The 19,495-nt window shown below is 72.0% G+C and carries 17 protein-coding genes; 11 read left to right on the forward strand and 6 right to left on the reverse strand.

Annotated elements, in window-relative coordinates; translation table 11 throughout:
• Positions 1–102 precede the first annotated feature (102 nt).
• Both ACWC97_RS19740 and ACWC97_RS19745 read left to right on the forward strand, forming a co-directional pair.
• The gene (locus ACWC97_RS19740; RefSeq protein WP_450650579.1) at positions 103–1,431 is read left to right on the forward strand and encodes a condensation domain-containing protein; all 1,329 of its coding nucleotides are present in this window, start codon (positions 103–105) and stop codon (positions 1,429–1,431) included.
• A 32-nt stretch (positions 1,432–1,463) separates the two neighbouring features.
• Entirely contained in the window at positions 1,464–2,717 is a 1,254-nt protein-coding gene (locus ACWC97_RS19745; protein ID WP_450650580.1) for an MFS transporter, read from the forward strand.
• A gap of 25 nt (positions 2,718–2,742) precedes the next feature.
• Here the strand turns inward: ACWC97_RS19745 and ACWC97_RS19750 are convergent, their stop codons facing one another.
• The 5 genes from ACWC97_RS19750 to ACWC97_RS19770 are packed head-to-tail and all read right to left on the reverse strand — an operon-like array spanning position 2,743 to position 7,102.
• Positions 2,743–3,402, reverse strand: a complete 660-nt coding sequence (locus ACWC97_RS19750) for a YdcF family protein (RefSeq protein ID WP_352274401.1) — start codon at positions 3,400–3,402, stop codon at positions 2,743–2,745.
• Between the two features lie 18 nt (positions 3,403–3,420).
• The gene (locus ACWC97_RS19755) at positions 3,421–4,470 is read right to left on the reverse strand and encodes a hypothetical protein (protein ID WP_450650582.1); all 1,050 of its coding nucleotides are present in this window, start codon (positions 4,468–4,470) and stop codon (positions 3,421–3,423) included.
• Positions 4,467–5,792, reverse strand: a complete 1,326-nt coding sequence (locus tag ACWC97_RS19760; RefSeq protein ID WP_450650584.1) for a peptide ligase PGM1-related protein — start codon at positions 5,790–5,792, stop codon at positions 4,467–4,469. Before ACWC97_RS19760 ends, ACWC97_RS19755 begins: the two co-directional genes overlap by 4 nt.
• Positions 5,789–6,046 (reverse strand): acyl carrier protein, encoded by a 258-nt coding sequence (locus ACWC97_RS19765; RefSeq protein WP_352274398.1) that lies wholly within the window; start codon positions 6,044–6,046, stop codon positions 5,789–5,791. Before ACWC97_RS19765 ends, ACWC97_RS19760 begins: the two co-directional genes overlap by 4 nt.
• 12 nt (positions 6,047–6,058) lie before the next feature.
• Complete coding sequence (locus tag ACWC97_RS19770; protein WP_450650586.1) at positions 6,059–7,102, reverse strand: radical SAM protein; 1,044 nt, start codon at positions 7,100–7,102, stop codon at positions 6,059–6,061.
• Positions 7,103–8,080: 978 nt separating this feature from the next.
• Here ACWC97_RS19770 and ACWC97_RS19775 point away from each other — a divergent pair.
• From ACWC97_RS19775 to ACWC97_RS19790, 4 genes are read left to right on the forward strand one after another with little or no spacing between them, the layout of a single operon-like run.
• A complete protein-coding gene (locus ACWC97_RS19775) occupies positions 8,081–9,763 on the forward strand; it encodes a phosphorylase family protein (protein ID WP_450650588.1) in 1,683 nt (560 codons plus the stop codon).
• Positions 9,764–9,775: 12 nt separating this feature from the next.
• Entirely contained in the window at positions 9,776–12,778 is a 3,003-nt protein-coding gene (locus tag ACWC97_RS19780) for a DEAD/DEAH box helicase (RefSeq protein WP_450650590.1), read from the forward strand.
• Complete coding sequence (locus tag ACWC97_RS19785; protein WP_450650592.1) at positions 12,775–13,989, forward strand: hypothetical protein; 1,215 nt, start codon at positions 12,775–12,777, stop codon at positions 13,987–13,989. Before ACWC97_RS19780 ends, ACWC97_RS19785 begins: the two co-directional genes overlap by 4 nt.
• Positions 13,986–14,513 (forward strand): hypothetical protein, encoded by a 528-nt coding sequence (locus tag ACWC97_RS19790; RefSeq protein WP_450650594.1) that lies wholly within the window; start codon positions 13,986–13,988, stop codon positions 14,511–14,513. The genes ACWC97_RS19785 and ACWC97_RS19790 overlap by 4 nt, the downstream gene beginning before the upstream one ends.
• A gap of 157 nt (positions 14,514–14,670) precedes the next feature.
• Here ACWC97_RS19790 and ACWC97_RS19795 read toward each other — a convergent pair whose 3' ends face one another.
• The gene (locus tag ACWC97_RS19795) at positions 14,671–15,093 is read right to left on the reverse strand and encodes a YjbQ family protein (protein ID WP_385213710.1); all 423 of its coding nucleotides are present in this window, start codon (positions 15,091–15,093) and stop codon (positions 14,671–14,673) included.
• A gap of 92 nt (positions 15,094–15,185) precedes the next feature.
• On the opposite strand from ACWC97_RS19795, the gene ACWC97_RS19800 reads away from it, so the two are divergent.
• The 5 genes from ACWC97_RS19800 (at position 15,186) to ACWC97_RS19820 (ending at position 19,447) form a co-directional block, all read left to right on the forward strand.
• Complete coding sequence (locus ACWC97_RS19800) at positions 15,186–15,269, forward strand: putative leader peptide (protein ID WP_352274548.1); 84 nt, start codon at positions 15,186–15,188, stop codon at positions 15,267–15,269.
• Between the two features lie 166 nt (positions 15,270–15,435).
• A complete protein-coding gene (locus ACWC97_RS19805; RefSeq protein ID WP_352274391.1) occupies positions 15,436–16,329 on the forward strand; it encodes an ABC transporter permease in 894 nt (297 codons plus the stop codon).
• Complete coding sequence (locus tag ACWC97_RS19810) at positions 16,302–17,057, forward strand: ABC transporter ATP-binding protein (RefSeq protein ID WP_352274390.1); 756 nt, start codon at positions 16,302–16,304, stop codon at positions 17,055–17,057. Before ACWC97_RS19805 ends, ACWC97_RS19810 begins: the two co-directional genes overlap by 28 nt.
• A gap of 156 nt (positions 17,058–17,213) precedes the next feature.
• The gene (locus ACWC97_RS19815) at positions 17,214–18,242 is read left to right on the forward strand and encodes an ABC transporter substrate-binding protein (RefSeq protein ID WP_450650597.1); all 1,029 of its coding nucleotides are present in this window, start codon (positions 17,214–17,216) and stop codon (positions 18,240–18,242) included.
• Positions 18,239–19,447 carry an LLM class flavin-dependent oxidoreductase gene (locus tag ACWC97_RS19820; protein ID WP_352274388.1) on the forward strand — a complete coding sequence of 403 codons (1,209 nt, stop codon included), beginning with the start codon at positions 18,239–18,241 and terminating at the stop codon, positions 19,445–19,447. Before ACWC97_RS19815 ends, ACWC97_RS19820 begins: the two co-directional genes overlap by 4 nt.
• The last annotated feature ends 48 nt before the right edge of the window (positions 19,448–19,495 follow it).

Genomic DNA, 19,495 nt, shown 5'->3' on the forward strand with positions numbered 1-19,495 from the left:
CTCGATCGACAAAATTGGTCCAGTCCATTCTGGTTCGAGGCTGAACTCCACGTCGGGAGAATCTCGTTGCCCCCGTTCCCGCTCGCTCCGGAACAACGGAGCATGCTCTTCCTGGAGGGCCTCTTCGGCCCCGGGATCTTCCGCAACACACTGATCTCCCTGCCGCTGCGGCCAGAGGTGACCGGGGCCCGGATCCGGTCCGCGATCTCCCGTCTGGAGCGGCGGCAGGAGGCGCTGCGCAGCGCCCTGGTCGGGCGGGCGCCCTATCTCCAGCGGATCGAGGACGTCCCGCCCCGGCTGCGCACCGTCGTCGCGCGCCCCGGTGGGAGCGCGGGCGAGCTGCTGGCCGCCCGGAAGGCCGCCTGCCTGGGATCGCCACAGGTGCGCGAGATCCCCGGCCGTGCGGAGTACGAGCTGATCGAGGACTCGGCCGGGCCGGAGCGGTTCCTGCTGGTGACCCTCGACCATCTCGTCTGCGACGGGCATGCCGAGCGGGTCCTGACGGCCGAACTGGCGGCCCTGCTGGCCGAGGAGCCCGGACGGGCCGACAGCGGACCGGCGGAACTACCGGTGGGATACCGTGAGTTGTGCGAACAGCGGGTCGAGGCCGCGACGCGGGCCGAGCGCGAGATCCGGTACTGGTCCCGCACCCTGGACGGCCTCGAACCGATTGCGGGGCTGATCCCCCGGCCCGGCGGACCGGGCGCCGGGCGGGCGGGCGAGCTCTTACTGGGCCAGGTCCAGAAGCTCTACCGGGGGCCGGCTCTGCACACGCTGGTCGACACCGTCTGCCGGGCCCACGGGGCCACCGCCTTCGCGGTTCTGGCGGCGCTGACCGCGGCGGCGATCTGGCACCGCGGCGGGCCGCGTACGCTCGCGCTGTTCACGCCGGTCTCCACGCGGCAGCGGTCCGGGTTCGACGTCGCGGCCGGCTGCTTCGTGCACGACCGTCCGGTGGTCTGCCGCATCGATCCCGACCAGGCCGTGAAGGACTGCTTCGCCTCCGTCATGGGCCAGAATCTGCCCGCCCTCCGCTTCTCCGCGCTGAGCGTCGCGGATCTCGCCTGTGCCGTACCGCCGTTGGGCGCGGCGCTGCTCTCCGACGGTGTCGACTACGTACAGCTGCACGTGGGGACGGCGGGCGGGGCCGCCACGCCCTTCGCGGGCGCCACCGGCCGGGTCCCGGAACCGGACGAGCGCACTCCGCGCGATCTGGGCCCGTTCCGCCCGGCCCTGGACCTGAGCGTCACCACCCTGCGGTTCGAGTTCACCCCCGAGGCGACGGCCGCGCGGGCCTTCTGCGGGGGTCCGCCCGGCGGGCCGGCCATGGCCGAGGAAATCGCCGACGACGTACTGGCGCTGCTGGCCGGTGCGGCGCGCGACGCGGACGGCACGGTCGCGTCCCTGGTCGAGAGCGTGTTGCCGCGGTGAGTGCGCGGGCGCACCCCGAAGCCGGCGGTGACGTGGCGGTGGAAGAGCGCGAACGGCGGCTGTGGTCACGGGACTTCGGGCTGTTCTTCCTCTCCCGTGCCGTGGCCCGGCTCGGCGACACGATGCTGCCGGTGGCGCTGGCCGGAGGGCTGCTGCAACAGGGCCACAGCACCACGTCGGTCGGTGTGGCCATGGCGGTGCCCACGGTGTCCTGGGCCGTCCTGGTCGTCTTCGCCGGGGTGATCGCCGACCGGGTCGATCCCCGGCGGCTGATGATCGGGGCGGACCTGGTCCGGCTGGTGAGCCAGTCCTGCGCGGCCGGTCTCTTCCTCTCCGGCCGGGTGGCGCTCTGGCAGATCGTGGTGATCGGTCTCGTCAACGGTGGCGCCGCCGCGGTCTTCCAGCCCGGAGTGGCCGGCACGGTACGCCGGCTGTCCTCGGACACCCAGCGGGGCAACGGGGCGATCCGCACCGTCGAGGCGGTGATGTCGCTCGCCGGGCCGACGGCCGCCGGTCTGCTGGTCGCCGTGGCGTCGGCCGGCAGCGTCTTCGCCGTGCACGCCGGGACCTACGCGGCCAGCGCCCTGTGCCTGTGGGCGATGCGGCTGCCGGGCCGTACGGCGCGGCCGGAGAAGCGGATCGGGGAATCGGGAACGGCGCGGTCCGCGACCGGCTCCATGCGCCAGGGGCTGGCAGAGGGCTGGCGGGCGGTCCGGGTGCGGCCGTGGCTGTGGGGTGTCCTGGCGCTGTGGAGCTTCTTCGCGCTGACGGCGCGTGGCCCCACCGCCCCGCTGGTCGCCACGGAGATGGTCCAGCGGCACGGTGTGACCGACTACGGCCTCGTCAACTCGGCGCTCGGCTGCGGCACCGTCGCCGGCGGTCTCCTCGCCATGCGGCTCCGGCCCGTCTTCCCCCTGCGGGCCGGGGCGGTGGGGGTGGGGCTTTTCGCCGTCCTCCCGTTCGTGGTGGGCAGCGGGCTGCCGGTACCGGCGATCGCGGCGGGCGCGGCCGTCGGCGGTCTGGGGATCGCGTTCTGGGGGGTGATGTGGGCGACCAGCATCCAGACCCAGGTGCCGCACGAGGTGGTCAACCGCGTGTACGCCTACGACATCGCGGGCTCGATCGCGTTCCTTCCGGTCGGCGAGGTGCTGGCCGGGCCCGCCGCGGAGCTGTTCGGCCGGCGGTCCATGCTGCTGGCCGGTGCGGTGTGCACCGTGGCCGTGTCGGCGGCGCTGCTCGCCGTGCCGTCGATCCGGCGGCTGCGCCGTGTCGACGGCCGGGGCTGAGACGGACCGTGCGACGGCCGTCCGGTCACGCCTTGACCAGGCGGCTGTCGTACCCGGCGCGCACCAGACGGTCGTAGGCCCCGAGGACCGGGGCGGGGACCGGCTGCTCGGTCGCGAAGCCGAGCCGCGGGTACTCCCGGATGCGCTGCAACTCCCCGACCAGCATGTCGATGACGAGCTTGCGGTCTCCGATGACCTCCAGGTAGTCCGCCAGGCCGATGCGTTCGGACGCGCACCCGACAGCGACCTCCGGCCACAGCTTGCGGCAGGTGGCGTACGCCCGTCGCTCCATGTACGGCTTGCAGACGAGCAGTACGGAGTCGACGGCCAGGCCCCGCTGGTCCAGCAACGCCCGTGTGTAGGTGATGTTCTGCCCGGTGTTGGCGGCGCGCGGTTCGACCAGCACGGCGCCCTCGGGGACGCCGAGGGCGATCGCGTGCTCCCGGTAGTGCACCGCTTCGCCGCGCGGGAACCGGTCCTTGGTGGTGGGGCTGTTGCCGCCGGTGAACACGAGCGTCGGGAAGAGCCCGGCACGGTAGTGGCCGGCCGCGGTCGTCGCGACCCCGAGGTCGTGGCTGCCGAGTCCGATCGCGGCGGAGCAGGGGCGGACCGGGCCGTCGAGGAGCAGGTAGTCCCAGATCTGCTGTGCGGCCCGCAGGTCCTGGTCGTGGATGGTGGTGGTCATGGGTGTTCCGCCTTCGCCTCAGGTTCGCGGGGTCAGCAGGCCGTCGAGCAGGTTGCGCGGCCGGGCGGCGGCACCGAGCAGTGCCCGGTGCAGGGGCTCCAGGCGTTCGGGGGCGAAGCCGTCGGCACGCCAGTCGTCGTAGGACAGGGCGAAGCCGAGCCGCCGCCACAGCCTTCCGTTGGCGGCCTCGTGGCGGCCCGCCGGCTCCAGCAGGACCAGTGGGGTGGCCGTCCAGAGGCTGTCGAGCAGGGTCCCGCCGCCGGGTTTGCTGACGATGGCGCTCGCCGACCGGGCCAGCTCGTACGAGAGCTGCCGCCCCCGCCCCCGGGAATCCGCCGGGCGCCCGGGTTCCGTGGGGACTTCGAGCAGCGGTGGCAGACCGTCGTCGTGCCAGGGATGCCAGTCGGGGTCGAGGGTGAGGCACCGGACCCCTTCGACGGCCGCGGACGCCTCGGGCACGATCAGGTCGAGCGGCAGACCGGCCCCTGCCAGTTCCCGTGCCCGCTCCCGGTAGCTGCCGATGGCCCAGCCGCCGCCGTGGACCAGCAGCCGTCCCCCGCGCGCGGACCAGGGGACCGGCGGCCGGGTGTCGACGGGGATGGTCCAGGGCAGGGTGCCGTCCTCGCGGGCCAGCCACACATGCTCGGCGCCGGGCGCACAGCGGCCCGCCCGCCGGTACGACGGCGAGACCACGGCGTCGACATGGCAGGCGATGGTGCGGGTCGGCCGGCGGTCGAGGTAGCCGTCGAGGAGGCGCAGCCAGAAGCCGGAGAACACCACGAAGGTCTCGACCCCCTGGTCCTCCCAGTGCTTCTCCAGCGCCGCCACGGTCCGCGGTGCGATGTCGTCGACCGGGTCGGTCGCCAGGCCCTGGGCGGCCACCGCGAAGCGCAGGTCCCGCTGGAAGCGTCGGCGGGATTCCACGACGGCCGCCAGCCGGTCGGCGGGCAGCCGGCGTTCCAGTACGTCGACCATGACGTCCGCGCCGCGCTCGCGCAGCCGCTGGGCGAGGCGCAGGCCCGGGACGTGGGCGCCCAGCGCCACCCCGGAGGTGAGGACGGCGATCATCCGGCGGGCACCTCCGCACGTGTCGTGGAGATCCCGGCGGTCGCCGCGCAGCCCTCGGTACGGGCGCGCAGCGCCGGGAAGTCGCCCGGTGCGCAGAGCGCGGCGCAGACGAGCCGGCCCCTCGGGGTGCGCAGGGTGCCGCCGGACAGGGGCAGGACCCCGGGCCGGGCGCCGCCGCCGTAGAGCAGTCCCGCCGCACGCAGCGCGGACAGGAGTGAGGTCACGTCGGCTCCGGGTTCCACGAACATGTCCTGTTGCCACAGATGCGCCCGCAGGCCGTGCGGCCGGACGCGTTCGTCGAGCTCCAGGGTGAGCAGCCCCATCGACATCCGGGCGTTGATCTCCAGCACGGGCAGCCAGCCGCCGTCGGCCAGCAGCATGGAGTCGATTCCGGCGGGGCCGAAGTAGCCGGCCGCGGCGAGGGCGCCCGCCACCCGCTCCAGGACGGCCGGATAGCCGCGCCGGTCGAGTTCGGCGGGCAGCTCCGGCGGCACCGGGTGGGAGACCGCGTGCCGGTAGCCGCCGTTGGTCATGCCCTGAAGGCCGCGCAGGGACCAGGTGCCGTCGCGGCGCACCTCCAGATGGGCGGAGAAGTCGTGGGCCCGCTCGTAGCGGAGCTGCACCACCAGTTCGGTGTGCAGCCCCTCGCCCTCCTGGGTCCGCAGTCGGTGTACCAGCCGGCGCAGCGCCCCCGGCCCGGTGAGTTCGACGGTGCCCCGGCCGGCCACCCCGTAGGGGTCCTTCACCAGGACCGTGCCCGCGAGCCGTTCCACGGCGGCGGTGAGTTCGTCCGCGGAGCGGACCACGGTGCCCGCTCCGGGGAGTCCGAGCGCGGCCGCCAGCTCCGACGACCACGCCTTGCCGTTGACCTGCTGGACCACGGAGGGGGGCGGCAGCTCGCCGGCTCTTCCGGGATGCCGCCGTAGCAGCCGCGCGGTCGCCGGGAGTACCGCGTACGGCCGGATGTCCGCGGTCGTGGCCAGGGCGGCGCACAGGGCGGGGTCATCGGCGAGCGCCTGCTCCACGACGGCTCCGGCGTCGCCCGTCGTGGCTTCTCCGGCTGCCAGGGACCGGAAGGTGATGCCTGCCGCGCCGAGTGCGTCGATCTGGGCCGGGGCCAGGGCGCCCCGGGTGACCAGCAGGTCGTCGGGCCGGCAGGCCGCGGCGAGCGTCTCGTCCAGGCCGGCGACCACCGAGTGGGCCCCGGCGCCCGCCAGGCTGGGTAACCGGGCGAGGGAGGCGGGGCGCCAGAACCGCTCCGCGTCGAAGGTGCCGAAGCGGGCGGTGCCCCGGGGCCGCCGCGGGCCCGCTCCGGCCGTCACCGGGAGGGTTCCCGGCGCGCGACGACCTCGGCGCTGAAGGTACGGACCGAATTGAGCTGCTGCAGGCTCAGGTTCTCGAAGTCCAGCTCGATGTCGAACTCGTCCTCGATCTGCAGAAGGAATTCGATGGCTTCCAGCGAATCCAGACCGAGGCCGGCGACCATGTCGACGTCGGGCGATATCTCTACGGGCTCGGTTCTACGGCTGAGCGCCTTGGCCAGGACGTGCATCACACGGGTCTCGATGTCGTTCATTTCCTGCACCGTTCACACCCCGTTCATGTAGAGAAGAATGCACTTCGAGCAGACCGGCATCATTCCCGTCTCCGCGAGGATGGTCCGGACACGGCGGAACCGCTCGCTCTGCCACAGTTGCAGCGTCGGCGTCTCGTAGAGATTCCCGACGACGAACTCCGGGAAGAACTTGCACGAACTCACGTTTCCGTCCGCGTGCACTTCCATGCGGTTGGTGACGGCCAGGCAGCGGGTGCGGCTCTGCGCCGGGCGCGAGGTGCCGAGAATGAACGGCTCCACCTCGTCCTCCGTCAGTTCCGGCTGATAGCGGATCCGGGGCGACCAGGTGCGGGAGGCCAGTCGCGCCATGGACTCCCGCAGCACCGGCAGCAGCTCCTCGGGCAGCCGGTACGTGTAGGAGTGCCAGGTGGGACGGGCGGTGCCGGTGTCGGGCTCCAGCCAGGCGAAGTGCTCGCGGTAGACGTCGTCCATCGCCTCGGCGACCTGCGGGCCGATGTACCAGGGGAACTGGAAGTAGACGGTGTTGACCCCGACTTCCTCCGCCCATTCCATGAACTCGTACATCCGGTGCACGGTGACATGGGAGACCATGCATCCGACGGAGACCTGGCCGCGGTACTCGTCTTTCCGCTGGAGGTCGAGCATGGCCTCCATGTTCTTCATCGTCCGTTTGAACGTGCCGCGTCCGCGCAGTTCGTCGTGGTCGGAATCCAGCCCGTCCAGGCTCACGAGAAGATTGAGATGCTCCCCGATACGCAGCAGATCGTCCATGTGGCGCTGGAAGAGGAGACCGTTGGTGCACATGGTCACGGTGCGCGGATAACGTTCGATCAGACGCGACACCTCGTCGAACCTGCTGTGCATCAGGGGCTCGCCGCCCCAGATGTACAGCCGCCCGGGCACCCCCGACGTCTCCCGCAGGATGTTCTCGATCAGTTCCGGGGCGAGTTCCTGCCGCTGCTTGTCGATTCCCCAGTCCCGGAAGAATCCCTGCTCGTTCCACTGGTAGCAGTGCGTGCAGCGAAGGTTGCACTTGTAGGTGAGCTGCAGACTCACCTCACGCGGAATATCCGCCGCGTAGGAACGGTCGGCACGTAATCCTGCCCGGGAAGCAGAGCGAATCGCGACCGTTTGCTTGATGTCCGCGAATTCCTTGTCGGTGAGCTTGCGACTCGTCCTGGGGGGCATCTCTCTCCTCGGTTCGGCTGGCAAGGCAAAGCGAATTCGTGGAGCAATGCGACGCATCGTGGCGCGTGCACGCCGCCACTGTCAACCGCCCCCCGGCCCTCCGGACGCGAGCACCAACTCGCCTTCACCTGCTGGATGTTCGACGGAGCCACCCCAGGTGGAGGGCTTGACACCCATAGATGGTCTAGGCCATTATTCCTGAGTCTCACCCTGCCCGTCGGCATGGGTGATCACTTGATCCGAATGACCGCCCCGGAGGCCGGTCGTGGAATCGAGCGCATGGGACATCCCTGCCACGACTGCAATTCAGAATGAATTCACCAGACCCACGACCGACGCGATACAGACGCCTTGAAAAAGGTCACCGCACCGGGCCCCTGCAGCGCCACCACGTTCGCCAACCTCGCGCTCACCGAGAGCCTCCACCTCGGAATGCGGATGCGCGGGGCTCCGGTCCTTGTGTCGGTGGTGACCCCCGGATCGGTCAAGAGTGAGATCTTCTCCACCGCGCGCACCACCGAGACCGCCGCTTCTGGGTGGTCCCGCAGCCCGGACCGGCTCGACCCGATGCTCCGCCCCCGGACCGAGATGATCCTCTCCCGCACCGACCCCCGGCTCCTGGGCGAGTTTGCACCGGAACGGTGCCGTCGCTGCGGGGTCGCCGAAGTACGCGAAGGAGTCGACCGATTACCGAATGGCCTCCGGAACATACGGGCTAGTGTGATCCTCGAACTCCACCTCAGGTGCCGGGCGGATGCCCTGGCGGGAGTCGTGGTCGAGTCGTAGATCCCGGAGATGCGAGGGGTTCCGTTGGGGGGAACAAGGCGTCGGCGACCCACCGTGGTCGTGCTGACCGCCCTGCAGGTGGAGTACGAGGCGGTCCGCCGCCACCTGGCGAACGTACGCGAGGTCGAGCTGCCGCAGGGCACCCTGCTCGACGTCGGCCGGATACCGGGCCTCGACTGGGAAGTGGCCCTGGCCGAGACGGGCCCCACCAACACCCGCGCCGCGCTCGTCACACAGCCAGCGATTGAACACTTCGACGCCGAGGCGGTGTTCTTCGTCGGCGTCGCCGGTGCGCTCAAGGACCACATCCGGCTCGGTGATGTCGTCGTCGCCAGCAAGATCTACGGATATCACGGCGGCCGCGAGAACGTGGACGGCTTCAGCGCGCGGCCCGAGGCCTGGGAACCGACCCACGCCATGGAACAGTTGGTGCGCTCCGCCCGCCGGGAAGGCAACGACCCGTGGGCCTTCCTCTCCCCCGACGCGCGCCCCACCCCGGTGCCCAGGGTGCACATCGAGCCGATCGCCTCGGGGGACGTGCTGGTCGGCTCCCACGACTCCGAGACGGTCCGCCGGATTCGGAGCCACTACAACGACGCCGCGGCCGTGGACATGGAGAGCCAGGGCGTCGCACGAGCGGCCGCCATGCGCGGCACCGTGCGCATGCTCGCCATCCGTGGCATCAGCGACCACGCCGGCCCCGGCAAGGCCTCCGCGGACGCCGCGGGCTCCCAGGAGACAGCGTCCCGGCACGCCGCCGCCTTCGCGGTGCGGGTGCTGCGCGATCTGCGCCCCGCCCGGCCGTCCGGCCCGGAGCCGGCCACGGCACCCGCTGTCGTCGTGGTGCCCGGACCCCACCGCGCGGCCGGACCCGCGGCCTGGGACAGTCAGCCCGTCGTCGAGGTCGAGGACCACCGGTATCTGCTGTACAAGAGGCCCGGGGACCTCCTCCACGAATCGCGGGACGGCGACGTGGTGCGGCGTCAGGCCGTGGCCCGCCTGTTGTCCGACTCGGGCTCCCCCGGCGCCTACGTCTGGCTGCGCCAGGTCGAGTGGCCGAGGTCGCTCCGCCTCCCGCACCCCGACCCGTTGGCCGTGTTCCAGCGGGAAGCCAAGCTGTGCCGTGAGGTCCGCGGCCCGGGCGTCGTACAGCTGGCGGGAAGCAGGAACACCGCTACGCTCGCCCTGGCCTGGCCGGCCGACCCGAAGCTCGGCCACCCCCTGGAGACCCTGCACGAACTGCTGCCCGAGGCGCCCGCGCCGGTGGACCCGATGCGGCTGTGGTCGATCGTGAAGGGGCTCGCCGAGGTGGCCGTGGCCCTGGAGCGGCTGAGCCGCGCGGGATACTCGCACCGGGCGCTCCAGCCGACCGCGGTCGTCATGAAGCGGCAGCGGACGGTGCTGCGCGACCTCGGTCTCGCAGCGGTGCCACCCCGGACGGGCGAGAACCCCGGGCCCGGTCAAGCGCCCGAGCAACGGTACGGCTCCCGCTTCCGCCCCGGACCCGCCACCGACGTCTACCAGCTGGGTACGCTGCTCCACCGGGCCCTGACCGGACATTACCCCGCCCCCGGGCTGCCGCCCTACCGCCCCACCACGGAGGCCGTGCCGGTCGGTCTCGTCCACGCGGTCGCCAGTGCGCTGCGGGAGGACCCGCAGGAGCGCCCAAGGATCCGTGCGTTCCGCGACGCCCTGCTCGGCGCGCTCCCCGAGCTGTCGTCCGTCCCGCCGCCCCAGCGCTGAGGAGCGCCGTCGATGTCCGTCACCACCGTCGCCCTGCGCGCTCCCCTGGTACTCGTACCGGGAATCAAGCTGGACGAACAGCTCCGGACAAAGTCCGAGTCCAGCGCCGGGCTGCCGTCCGACGTCACGCAGATCGTCCACGACCTGAACCAGCTCGAAGGCGGCGCCCCCGTCATTGTCAGCCCGGGCAACGGCACGTACAAGCCGTCCTTGCTGGTCCACACGCGTGCGTACCGGCTGCGCCTGGAATCGACGAATCGGGGTACCGGCTACTTCGTCAAGCACATCGACCCGCTGCGCCTCGCCGACCACGCGCGCCTCGCCCGGTCCTGTCTTCTGGTGCGTCCGCCCGCCTGGCACATGGTGTTCGAACTCAGGGCGGTGCCCGAGGGCTCGGACGCCCAGTGGCGGGACCTCGAAGAAGCCTGGGAGGGTCTCGGCGAGACCGAGCCCCAGCAGCCGGAGGCCACCGTCGGCGAAGCCCAGGCGGAGTTCCTCGCCACGTTGGACCGGCTGATCGACGCGACCGAGGAGATCACCACCCGGGACGAGCGCGAGGCCGCCCCCTTCCCGTACCAGCGTGTGACGGCCACGGGTGGTCGGCGCGGCAACACTCCGCAGTCGGTGTACGAGTTCCAGCTCATCGGGCCCGAGCTGCCGCCGGCCGGCAGCCTCGTCCGCATCCAGGGTGATACGGAGACCCGCGGCAAGGTGAGCAGGACCGCGGGGAGTTCCGTCACCCTCCGCTTCGACCAGCCCGTGTCGTGGGACCGGATCCCCGCTCGCGGTGCCCTGGAACTCGTCCCGAGCACCGTGGTCTTCAACAAGCAGCGGCAGGCCGTCGCGAGCCTCCGCGCGGGGGACACCAGGAATCCGGGCCTGCTCGCGGCCCTCGTCGAGCATCGCGTACGTTCCATCCCGCCGACGACCGCGCGGCCGCACGAGGAGCTCGACCCCGAACAACTCGAAGCGTTCCGCAAGTCGTTGACCACCGAGGACCTGTTGGTGGTGCTCGGACCGCCCGGTACCGGCAAGACCCGGACCATCACCGAGATCGCCCGCACCACCGCGCTCGCGACCGACTCCGCCGGCGGCCGGGTCCTCGTCACGTCCCACACCAACCGCGCCGTGGACAACGTACTGGCCCGGCTGCCGCGAGATCTCGTCGTCATCCGGGTCGGGGACGAGACCAAGGTCCACGCCGATGTGAAACCACTGCTCCTGGAGGAGCAGTCGGAGAACCTCTCCGAGGGAATCCGCCACACGATGGCACAGCGCATGCAGGCGTACCGGGTGGCGGAGGCCGCCGCTCCCTGGACGGCGGAGCTCGCCACCCGGCTCGACCAGGTCGACGACCTGGCCCGGCGGGACGAGGCCGCCGCCCTCCGGCTGCGGGACGCCGTCCGCGCGGCCGGCGCATCGGCGCAGGAACGCCTCACCGCGCTCCAGCACGAGGAGAGCGCACGGAGTTCGGCCCGGGCCTCGCTCGCCGAGCGGGCTGCACGCCTGCAGGCGACGGTGCGGGCCGAACAGCAGCGCTCCGACGCCTGGTTGACCGGTCGGCTGCACCGCTTCAGGGCTCGCCGCGGAGAGGAGAAGCTCACCGCGGTCCGGCACGAGATGCAACAGCTCGACACGCTGGGCCCCGAGCTGGAGCGGCAGACCGCAGCCGCACGTGCCGAGGTCGACCGCGCGGTGCGCGACGACCCCGCGGTCGGCTCGGCCCGGACCGCCCGCCGGACGGCGGAGAACCTGCTCGGCGCGGGCATGCACTCCGCCTACGAGGCCGCCGACATGGCCGTGAGCGCGCTCGGCGCCGTCATGCCGGACGTGCCCGCGCCCCCGCGGCTGCGGGACCCGGCCGACGCGGCAGCCGCCCTGCACGCCCTGCACCGACAGTTGGAGGCGTCGCTGCCGCTCCTCACCCAGCGCCGCGAACTCAGCGAGCAGTGGCGGGCCGCGATCGGCCAGGACACGAGCCAGCTCGTGCCCGAACTCGTCCGCTACGCCCAGGTGGTCGGCGCCACCTGCATCGGGGCCGCGTCCCGGCCCGAGCTGTCCGGCGTCGACTTCGACCTGGGGATCGTCGACGAGGCGGGCCAGATCGGCGTCCCGGACGCGCTGGTGCCGCTGACCCGGGTCCGCCGCGGCGTCCTGGTCGGCGACGACCGGCAGCTGCCGCCCTTCCTGGACAGCACGGTGGCCGAGTGGGCCCGGGACACCGGCGACCCCGCGCTCCTCCGTCTGACGTCACAGAGCGCCCTGGAGCAGCTGCGTGCCGGTCTGCCCGCCTCCCATGTCGTCCAGCTGACCCGGCAGCGCCGGATGCCCGCCGAGATCGCCGACTTCATCTCGGCCGTCTTCTACCGGGGAGAGCTGCTCACCGAGAAGGAACACCGGCACACCGACCCGTTGTTCGCGAGCCCGATGGCCTTCGTCGACACCGCCGCGCTGCCCGAGCGCGTACGCCGCGAGTCGGGCGGACGCCGGACCGAGCGCGGCGGCCGCAAGGGCTCCTCCAACCTCTGCGAGGCGCGCCTCCTGGCCCGCCTCGCCGCCTTCTACCACCGGCGGGGTTCCGAGTGGGTGGTGATCGTCCCTTACGTCGCCCAGCGCCTGGAGGTGCTCCGCCACCTCACTCCCCTGATCGGCGACTCGCAGCTCGCGGACGCCTCGGTCGGCAGCGTCGACTCCTACCAGGGCGGAGAGAGCGAAGTCGTCCTGTACGGCTTCACCCGCAGCAACCGCGAGGGCCGCATCGGATTCCTCAAGGAGCTGCGCCGCGCCAACGTCGCCTTCACCCGCGCCAAGAGCCAACTGGTCCTGACCGGTGACCTGGGCACCCTGCTCAGTGCGGACGACCCCGGCTTCCGTGCTCTCGCGGAGGACCTGCACAAGCATCTGCTGGACCGCGGTGACCTGCGGAACTACCGGGAGGTCATGGCGGCGCTCGACGAGACCGTGCCGGATCCGGGACACGATGCCTCCGCGGCCTCGGAAGGAGACCGTCCGTGACCACCGCCCAGCGCCTCATGCCCTTCCCCCAGGAGCGGGTCCTGGAGGACGCCGCCTTCGGCCATGGCATCGTCCCGACCCGGCTCTACGCCCTGCTGCTGCCGGTCTGGCAGGTGGAGATCCGCGCCGACATCACCGAGGGCGAGGACTTCTTCCTCATCGACCGCTTCCTGGGGCGCGGGCTGCGCCACGGGCGTCTGCACACCGTCGACGAGCTCGCCACGTTCTTCGCCCTGGACCGTGCCCTGGTCGCGCAGGCCGTACGCTTCCTGACCGCGATCGGCCATGTGCGGGAGTCCGGGGGCCGCTTGGCCCTGACGTCGTTGGGGCAGCGCTCGGTGGACGACGACATCCGCTATGTGGTCACCCGCCAGGACCGCCGCAAGCTCTACTTCGAGGCCCTGAGCTGTACCCCGCTGACCCGGGCCCACTACGACGAAGAGGTCGTGACCCTGCTGCCCGAGGACAGACTGTCCCAGGTGACAGGGAGCGACCATTACCCGCGGTTCACCCCGCTCCTTGTGACGTCCGGCTTCGACCGCCTGGCCCTGGACCGCCTCAGGAACCGCGAGGACCGGGTCCGGTTCAATCTGCCGGTCGCCCTGGACGCGCTGGAAAGCGTGGACGAGCAGCTCGTCTTCCTGCCGGTCTATCTGGTGCGCGGCCGGAAGGGGCTGCTCGTCTACGGCCAGGCGGGGGCGGGGCTCGCACACGACCCGGAGCTCAGCGAGCTCTGCGCCCGCGCTCCGGAACTCACCCACACCCTCGACAACGAGGAGAAGGAGGACGAGGCGGGCGATCGCATCCGGCGGGCGGCCCAGAACTGGCTCCGCAAGCAGGAGTTCACCTCGGTCGCCCCCGAGCAGGACGACGACGGCGCCTGGTCGGTCTCGCTGCCCGCCGCAGCCTTCGGGGACAACGGCCTCCCGGTGAGCCGCATCGGCACGTACCGCATGGTGGGCAGCCGCTTCTTCCGCGTGTGGTGCCCCGCCGAGACGCCCCGCAAGCGCGCTCTGCTGGACCGCCTGGACCAGCGCCTCGGCTCTCGGCGACAGGTCACCCGGCGGGAAGCCGAAGACCTCATCGCTCGCCTGTCCCGCCAGCTGGACCTGGAGATTCCTGACCTGTCCACACTCCGCGGCGGCGCCGAGAAGACCGGCCTGAGCGGCCTGGCGGCCCAGCTGGCCCGACTGGAGGAAGAACCGAAGTGATCGACATAAGCCAACTCCTGCTCGCCGAGTACGACCAGATCAAGCAGGAGCAGCGGGCCCGAATCGGCTTCCGCGACAATCTCATCTACGCCACCCTCGGCGTCATGGCAGCGGTCGTCGGCTCGACGCTGGCCCGGACCGACCATCTCGAACTGCTGCTTCTGCTGCCGCCGATGTCGGTCATCCTGGGCTGGACCTATCTGGTCAACGACGAGAAGATCTCCGCCGTCGGCCGGTACATACGGGACGAGTTGGGCCCTCGGCTGAAGGACCTCGCCCCGGAGCGGGCCGAAGTCTTCGGCTGGGAGTCGGCGCACCGCCGCGACGACCGGCGGCACTCCCGCAAGCGGTTCCAGCTCGCCGTGGATCTGCTGACCTTCTGCGTGGCCCCGCTCGCGGCACTCATCATCTACTGGGCGCTCGGCCCGAAGGACTGGCCGCTGCTCACGATCTCGGTGGCGGAGACGGCCATGGTCACCGCCCTCGCCGTCCAGGTCGTACGGTACGCCGACCTCTCGCGCTGACCAACGCCCACCGGTGCACCCGCCCGTCAGCAACCGCTTCCGGCCGACTCCGTGAACCGCCGGGTCGCCTGTTGCGACGGGACCCGGCGGAGCCCTTCCGCGCGTGCAGCGCCTGGCGGCAGCGCACTGCTGCGCACATGAGACGCCGAGCCGACAGCTACCCGAGGAACGACAGCCGCACCTGCCGCTCCGGATTGTCCTTGTTCGTGTCGACCAGGCACACCGACTGCCACGTCCCCAGCTCCAGTCGGCCGCCGATCACCGGGAGCGTCGCGTGCGGTGGCACCAGGGCGGGGAGGACGTGGTCGCGGCCGTGGCCAGGGCTGCCGTGGCGGTGCTGCCAGCGGTCGTCGGCGGGCAGGAGGGCGTGGAGGGCGGCCAGCAGATCGTCGTCGCTTCCCGCCCCGGTCTCCAGGACGGCGATGCCGGCGGTCGCATGGGGCACGAAGACGTTGAGCAGGCCGTCCCCGGACCCGGCGTGCCGGGCGAGGAAGCGCTCGCAGTCGGCGGTCAGGTCGGTGACGGTCTCCGTCGTGCCGGTGACGACGTGCAGAACGCTGGTGGCGAAGGCGTGGGGCATGGGCCCATCTTCCCGCCCGCACGCGGATGCCGCGCGTCCGGCTGCCGAGACACCGTTGACCGCTCCGCTCGGGGATCGCTACGTTCGGCGCCATGTTCCGTTCAGCTCTGCTCACTTCGCGCGGTCACATCGACCTGCTGCGGGTGGCCTCCGCCGCGTGTCGCCGCGGCCGCTGACGTTCCCTCAGTCTCTCCGCCGCCGGTGAGCGGGGGCCTTCGCCGCCCGTTCCGCACGCCGTACGCGGCTGCCCTCACGCGTCCCGGACCGTAACGCTCCCTGCGCGTCGCCGTTCCGCGCTCCGGGCGCCGGGCTCGCCCTTCCCGGACTGTTCACGGAGGTCCCATGACCCTCGACCATGCCGTCGCACCACCGGACATATCACCTGAACGCAGTAAATCATCTGCCCTGTCAGGTCCCCGGCCACTCGGTCTGGAGCCCCTTGTCCCGGCTTCCGCGCGTGCCACACGTCTGCGCGCCGTACCGCGCTGGATCCGGCGCGCCACCGGGCCGCTGCTGCTGTTGGCACTCTGGCAGGTGCTCAGTTCCACCGGCGTCCTGCACGCCGATGTGCTCGCCTCGCCCGGCACCATCGCCCGTGCCGGAGGGCGGTTGGTGGCCGACGGGACGCTGCCGTCCGCGATGGGAATCTCGCTCCGGCGGGTCGCCGCCGGGCTGCTGATCGGCGGCGTCGTCGGCACCGCCCTCGCGCTGGTGTCCGGGCTCTCCCGGCTCGGCGAGGACCTGGTGGACGCGAGCGTGCAGATGCTGCGCACCGTGCCCTGGGTCGGGCTGATCCCGCTCTTCATCATCTGGCTGGGAATCGGCGAGGCGCCGAAGGTGGCGCTGATCGCGCTCGGTGTCGCCTTCCATCTGTACCTCAACGTCTACGCGGGGATCCGCGGCGTCGACGCCCAGCTCATCGAGGCGGGCGAGTCGCTGGGGCTCGGCCGGTGGGGGCTGGTCCGGCACGTGGTGCTGCCGGGCGCGCTGCCCGGGGCCATGACCGGGCTCCGCTATTCGCTCGCCACCGCCTGGCTGGCCCTGGTCTTCGGCGAGTCCGTCAACGCCGACGCCGGGATCGGCTTCCTGATGAACCAGGCCCGCGAGTTCTTCCGTACCGACGTGATCGTGGTCTGCCTGGTCGTCTATGCCTTCCTCGGCCTCACCGCCGATGCCGTCGTCCGCGTACTCGAAAGGCTGCTGCTGCAATGGCGACCGACCTTCACGGGGCAGTGAGCCCCGAAGCTCCCGCCGACCCGGCGACCGTCGCCGTACGGGTCGAGGGGCTGACCCGGTCCTTCGACGGCAGGGCCGTCGTCGACGGGCTCGATCTCACGCTGCGCGCCGGGGAGTTCACCGCGCTGCTCGGGCACAGCGGCTGCGGGAAGTCGACCCTGCTCCGGGTTCTCGCCGGGCTCGACCGTGAGATCGAGGGCACGGTGCTCGTGCCGAAGCGGCGGGCGGTCGCCTTCCAGGCACCCCGGCTCATGCCGTGGAAGCGGGTCTGGCGCAATGTGCTGCTCGGGCTCCCCGGGAAGCCCGGACGGGCGCTCGCCGAGCGGGCGCTGGCGGAGGTGGGGCTCGGGGAGCGGTCCGGGGCCTGGCCGAGGACGCTCTCCGGGGGTGAGGCGCAGCGCGTCTCGCTGGCCCGTGCCCTGGTGCGCGAACCGGATCTGCTGCTGCTCGACGAGCCGTTCGGGGCGCTGGACGCGTTGACCCGGCTGCGGGCGCAGCGGCTGGTGGCCGAGGTCTGGCAGCGGCGCGGCTGCGCCGTGCTGCTGGTCACCCATGACGTGGACGAGGCGCTGCTGCTGGCCGACCGGGCGCTGGTGATGCGGGACGGGGTGATCGCCTACGAGACACCGGTCGCGCTGGACCGGCCGCGCGGTGCGGGCGGCCCGAAGTTCACGGCGCTGCGCTCCCGGTTGCTGGCCGAGCTGGGTGTCGAGGGCGGCACCGCCTGAACGGGGCGTACGGCGTACGCCCCGCGCGCACGCCTGCTCGGAGCACGACACGAACCCGACGCAGGGCACGCGACGCACGAAGCGAACGAACCACGAATCCGACACGCGACGCACGCATCACGCATCACGACGCGCGTCGCAGCGAAGGAGCAACCGATGAGAATCCGCGCCCTGGCCGCCCTGCTGCTTCCCCTGGCCCTGCTGGCGACCGCCTGCGGAGGGGCCTCGTCCGCCTCGTCCGCCGGCGCCACCGACGGAACGGGCGACGTCGTCCTCGGCGTCGGGGACCAGAAGGGCGGCTACGAGGCCATCCTCCGCGCCTCCGGTGAACTGGACGGACTCGACTACCGCATCAAGTGGTCCACCTTCTCCTCCGGCCCGCCCCTGCTGGAGGCGGTCCAGGCCGAGGCCGTGGACATCGGCGGTGTCGGCAACACGCCTCCGGTCTTCGCGGCGGGATCCGGCTCCCGGATCACCGTGGTGGGCGCCACCCACGGCTCGTCGGCCGGTGAGGCGATCGTGGTCCCCAAGGACTCCCCGCTCACCTCCCCGAAGCGGCTCAGGGGCCGGTCGGTCGCGGTGGCCCAGGGCAGTTCGGCCCACTACCAGCTGATCGCCTCACTGAAGAGGGCGGGGCTGGGCATCGACGACGTGAAGCTCAAGTACCTCCAGCCGGCCGACGCGCTGGCCGCGTTCAGCCGGGGCAGGGTCGATGCCTGGGCGATCTGGGATCCGTACACCTCGCAGGTGCTCCGGAGCACCGGGGCCCGGGTGCTGACCACCGGCGAGGGCGTGGTGAACGGACTCGGATTCCAGGTGGCCTCGCCCGCCGCGCTGAAGGATCCCGGGAAGTCCCGGGCGATCGGCGATCTGCTGCTGCGCCTGAAGCGGGCGCAGGCGTGGGTGTTCAAGCATCCGGAGGAGTGGGCGAAGGTCTGGGCGGAGGAGACCGGGCTGCCCTACGAGGTCGCCCTGGACTCGGTGGAGCGCAGCCACGGGACCCGGGTGTCGGTCGCGGTCGATCCGGCCGCCGTCGCCTCCGAGCAGCGGATCGCCGACACCTTCGCCGATCTCGGACTCGTCCCGAGGCGCTTCGACTTCGCGGACTTCGTCGACACCCGCTTCAACCGCGACCTGCCCCCGTCCACCACCGCTCCCCGTTCGTACGGAAAGGCCACGTCATGAACGTCCATCTGCACTGGTTCCTGCCCACCGGCGGCGACGGCCGCACGCTCGTCGACCGGCACGCGTACACCGACGGCGGAATCAAGCGGAACCGGATCACCCCGGTCGGCGGGGTGCGCGCACCCGACATCGAGTATCTGGCGCAGATCGCCAGGGCGGCCGAGCAGTTGGGCTTCGAGGCCGTGCTGACGCCCACCGGGACCTGGTGCGAGGACGCCTGGCTGACGACCGCGGCGCTGTCCCAGCACACCCGGCGACTGAAGTTCCTGGTGGCGTTCCGGCCCGGGGTGATCTCGCCGGTGCTCGCCGCGCAGATGGCCGCGACGTATCAGCGGATCACCCGGGGGCGGCTGCTGCTCAATGTCGTCACGGGCGGCGACTCGACGGAGCAGCGGCGGTTCGGCGACCGTCTGGACCACGACCGGCGGTACGCGCGCACCGCGGAGTTCCTGTCGGTGCTGCGGGGTGTGTGGGGCGGTCGCCCCTTCGACTTCCATGGGGAGCACTACCAGGTGGAGGGCGGGCTGACGGCGCTGCCGCCGGACCCGGTCCCGGACATCTTCTTCGGCGGCTCGTCCGCGGCGGCCGGTCCGGTGGCCGCCGCTCACACGGACGTCTATCTGACCTGGGGGGAACCGCCCGCCGCGGTGAAGGAGAAGATCGACTGGATCCGTGGCCTCGCCGAGGAACGGGGGCGTACGGTCCGCTTCGGGATCCGGCTGCACACGATCTCGCGGGACTCCTCGCGCGAGGCCTGGGCGACGGCGAACCGGCTGCTGGACGATCTCGATCCGGAGACGGTCGCCGCCGCGCAGCAGGCGCTGGGGCGGAGTGAGTCGGTCGGGCAGCAGCGGATGCTGGCCCTGCACGGCGGTTCGCGCGAGGGGCTGGAGATCGCGCCGAACCTGTGGGCGGGCGTCGGGCTGGTCCGGGGCGGTGCGGGCACCGCGCTGGTCGGCAGCCACGCGGAGGTCGCCGACCGGATCGAGGAGTACCACGCCCTGGGGGTGGAGCACTTCGTGCTGTCGGGGTATCCGCATCTGGAGGAGGCGTACTGGTTCGGTGAGGGTGTCACGCCCGAGCTGGCCGCCCGCGGTCTGCTGTCGACCGTCCCCGCCTCGCCGCTGCTCGGGGCGCCCTCCGTGAACGGCGGGCCGGCGTCGGCGCCGGGCGGGGCGCCGCTGCTGGTCGCCGGGGGGCGCTGAACGGGGACGCCCGGCCGGGAAGATCTCCCCACCCCGCACGGTTAGTAG

The organism is Streptomyces sp. NPDC001108, assembly GCF_053598535.1.

Bases quoted from the DNA above. Each gene is read 5' to 3' on its own strand.
- ACWC97_RS19800 (WP_352274548.1), top strand. From the start codon at position 15,186: ATGTTCCGTTCAGCTCTGCTCACTTCGCGCGGTCACATCGACCTGCTG.
- ACWC97_RS19795 (WP_385213710.1), bottom strand. From the start codon at position 15,093: ATGCCCCACGCCTTCGCCACCAGCGTTCTGCACGTCGTCACCGGCACG.
- ACWC97_RS19780 (WP_450650590.1), top strand. From the start codon at position 9,776: ATGTCCGTCACCACCGTCGCCCTGCGCGCTCCCCTGGTACTCGTACCG.
- ACWC97_RS19820 (WP_352274388.1), top strand. From the start codon at position 18,239: ATGAACGTCCATCTGCACTGGTTCCTGCCCACCGGCGGCGACGGCCGC.
- ACWC97_RS19755 (WP_450650582.1), bottom strand. From the start codon at position 4,470: ATGATCGCCGTCCTCACCTCCGGGGTGGCGCTGGGCGCCCACGTCCCG.
- ACWC97_RS19750 (WP_352274401.1), bottom strand. From the start codon at position 3,402: ATGACCACCACCATCCACGACCAGGACCTGCGGGCCGCACAGCAGATC.
- ACWC97_RS19815 (WP_450650597.1), top strand. From the start codon at position 17,214: ATGAGAATCCGCGCCCTGGCCGCCCTGCTGCTTCCCCTGGCCCTGCTG.
- ACWC97_RS19740 (WP_450650579.1), top strand. From the start codon at position 103: ATGCTCTTCCTGGAGGGCCTCTTCGGCCCCGGGATCTTCCGCAACACA.
- ACWC97_RS19805 (WP_352274391.1), top strand. From the start codon at position 15,436: ATGACCCTCGACCATGCCGTCGCACCACCGGACATATCACCTGAACGC.
- ACWC97_RS19810 (WP_352274390.1), top strand. From the start codon at position 16,302: ATGGCGACCGACCTTCACGGGGCAGTGAGCCCCGAAGCTCCCGCCGAC.
- ACWC97_RS19765 (WP_352274398.1), bottom strand. From the start codon at position 6,046: ATGAACGACATCGAGACCCGTGTGATGCACGTCCTGGCCAAGGCGCTC.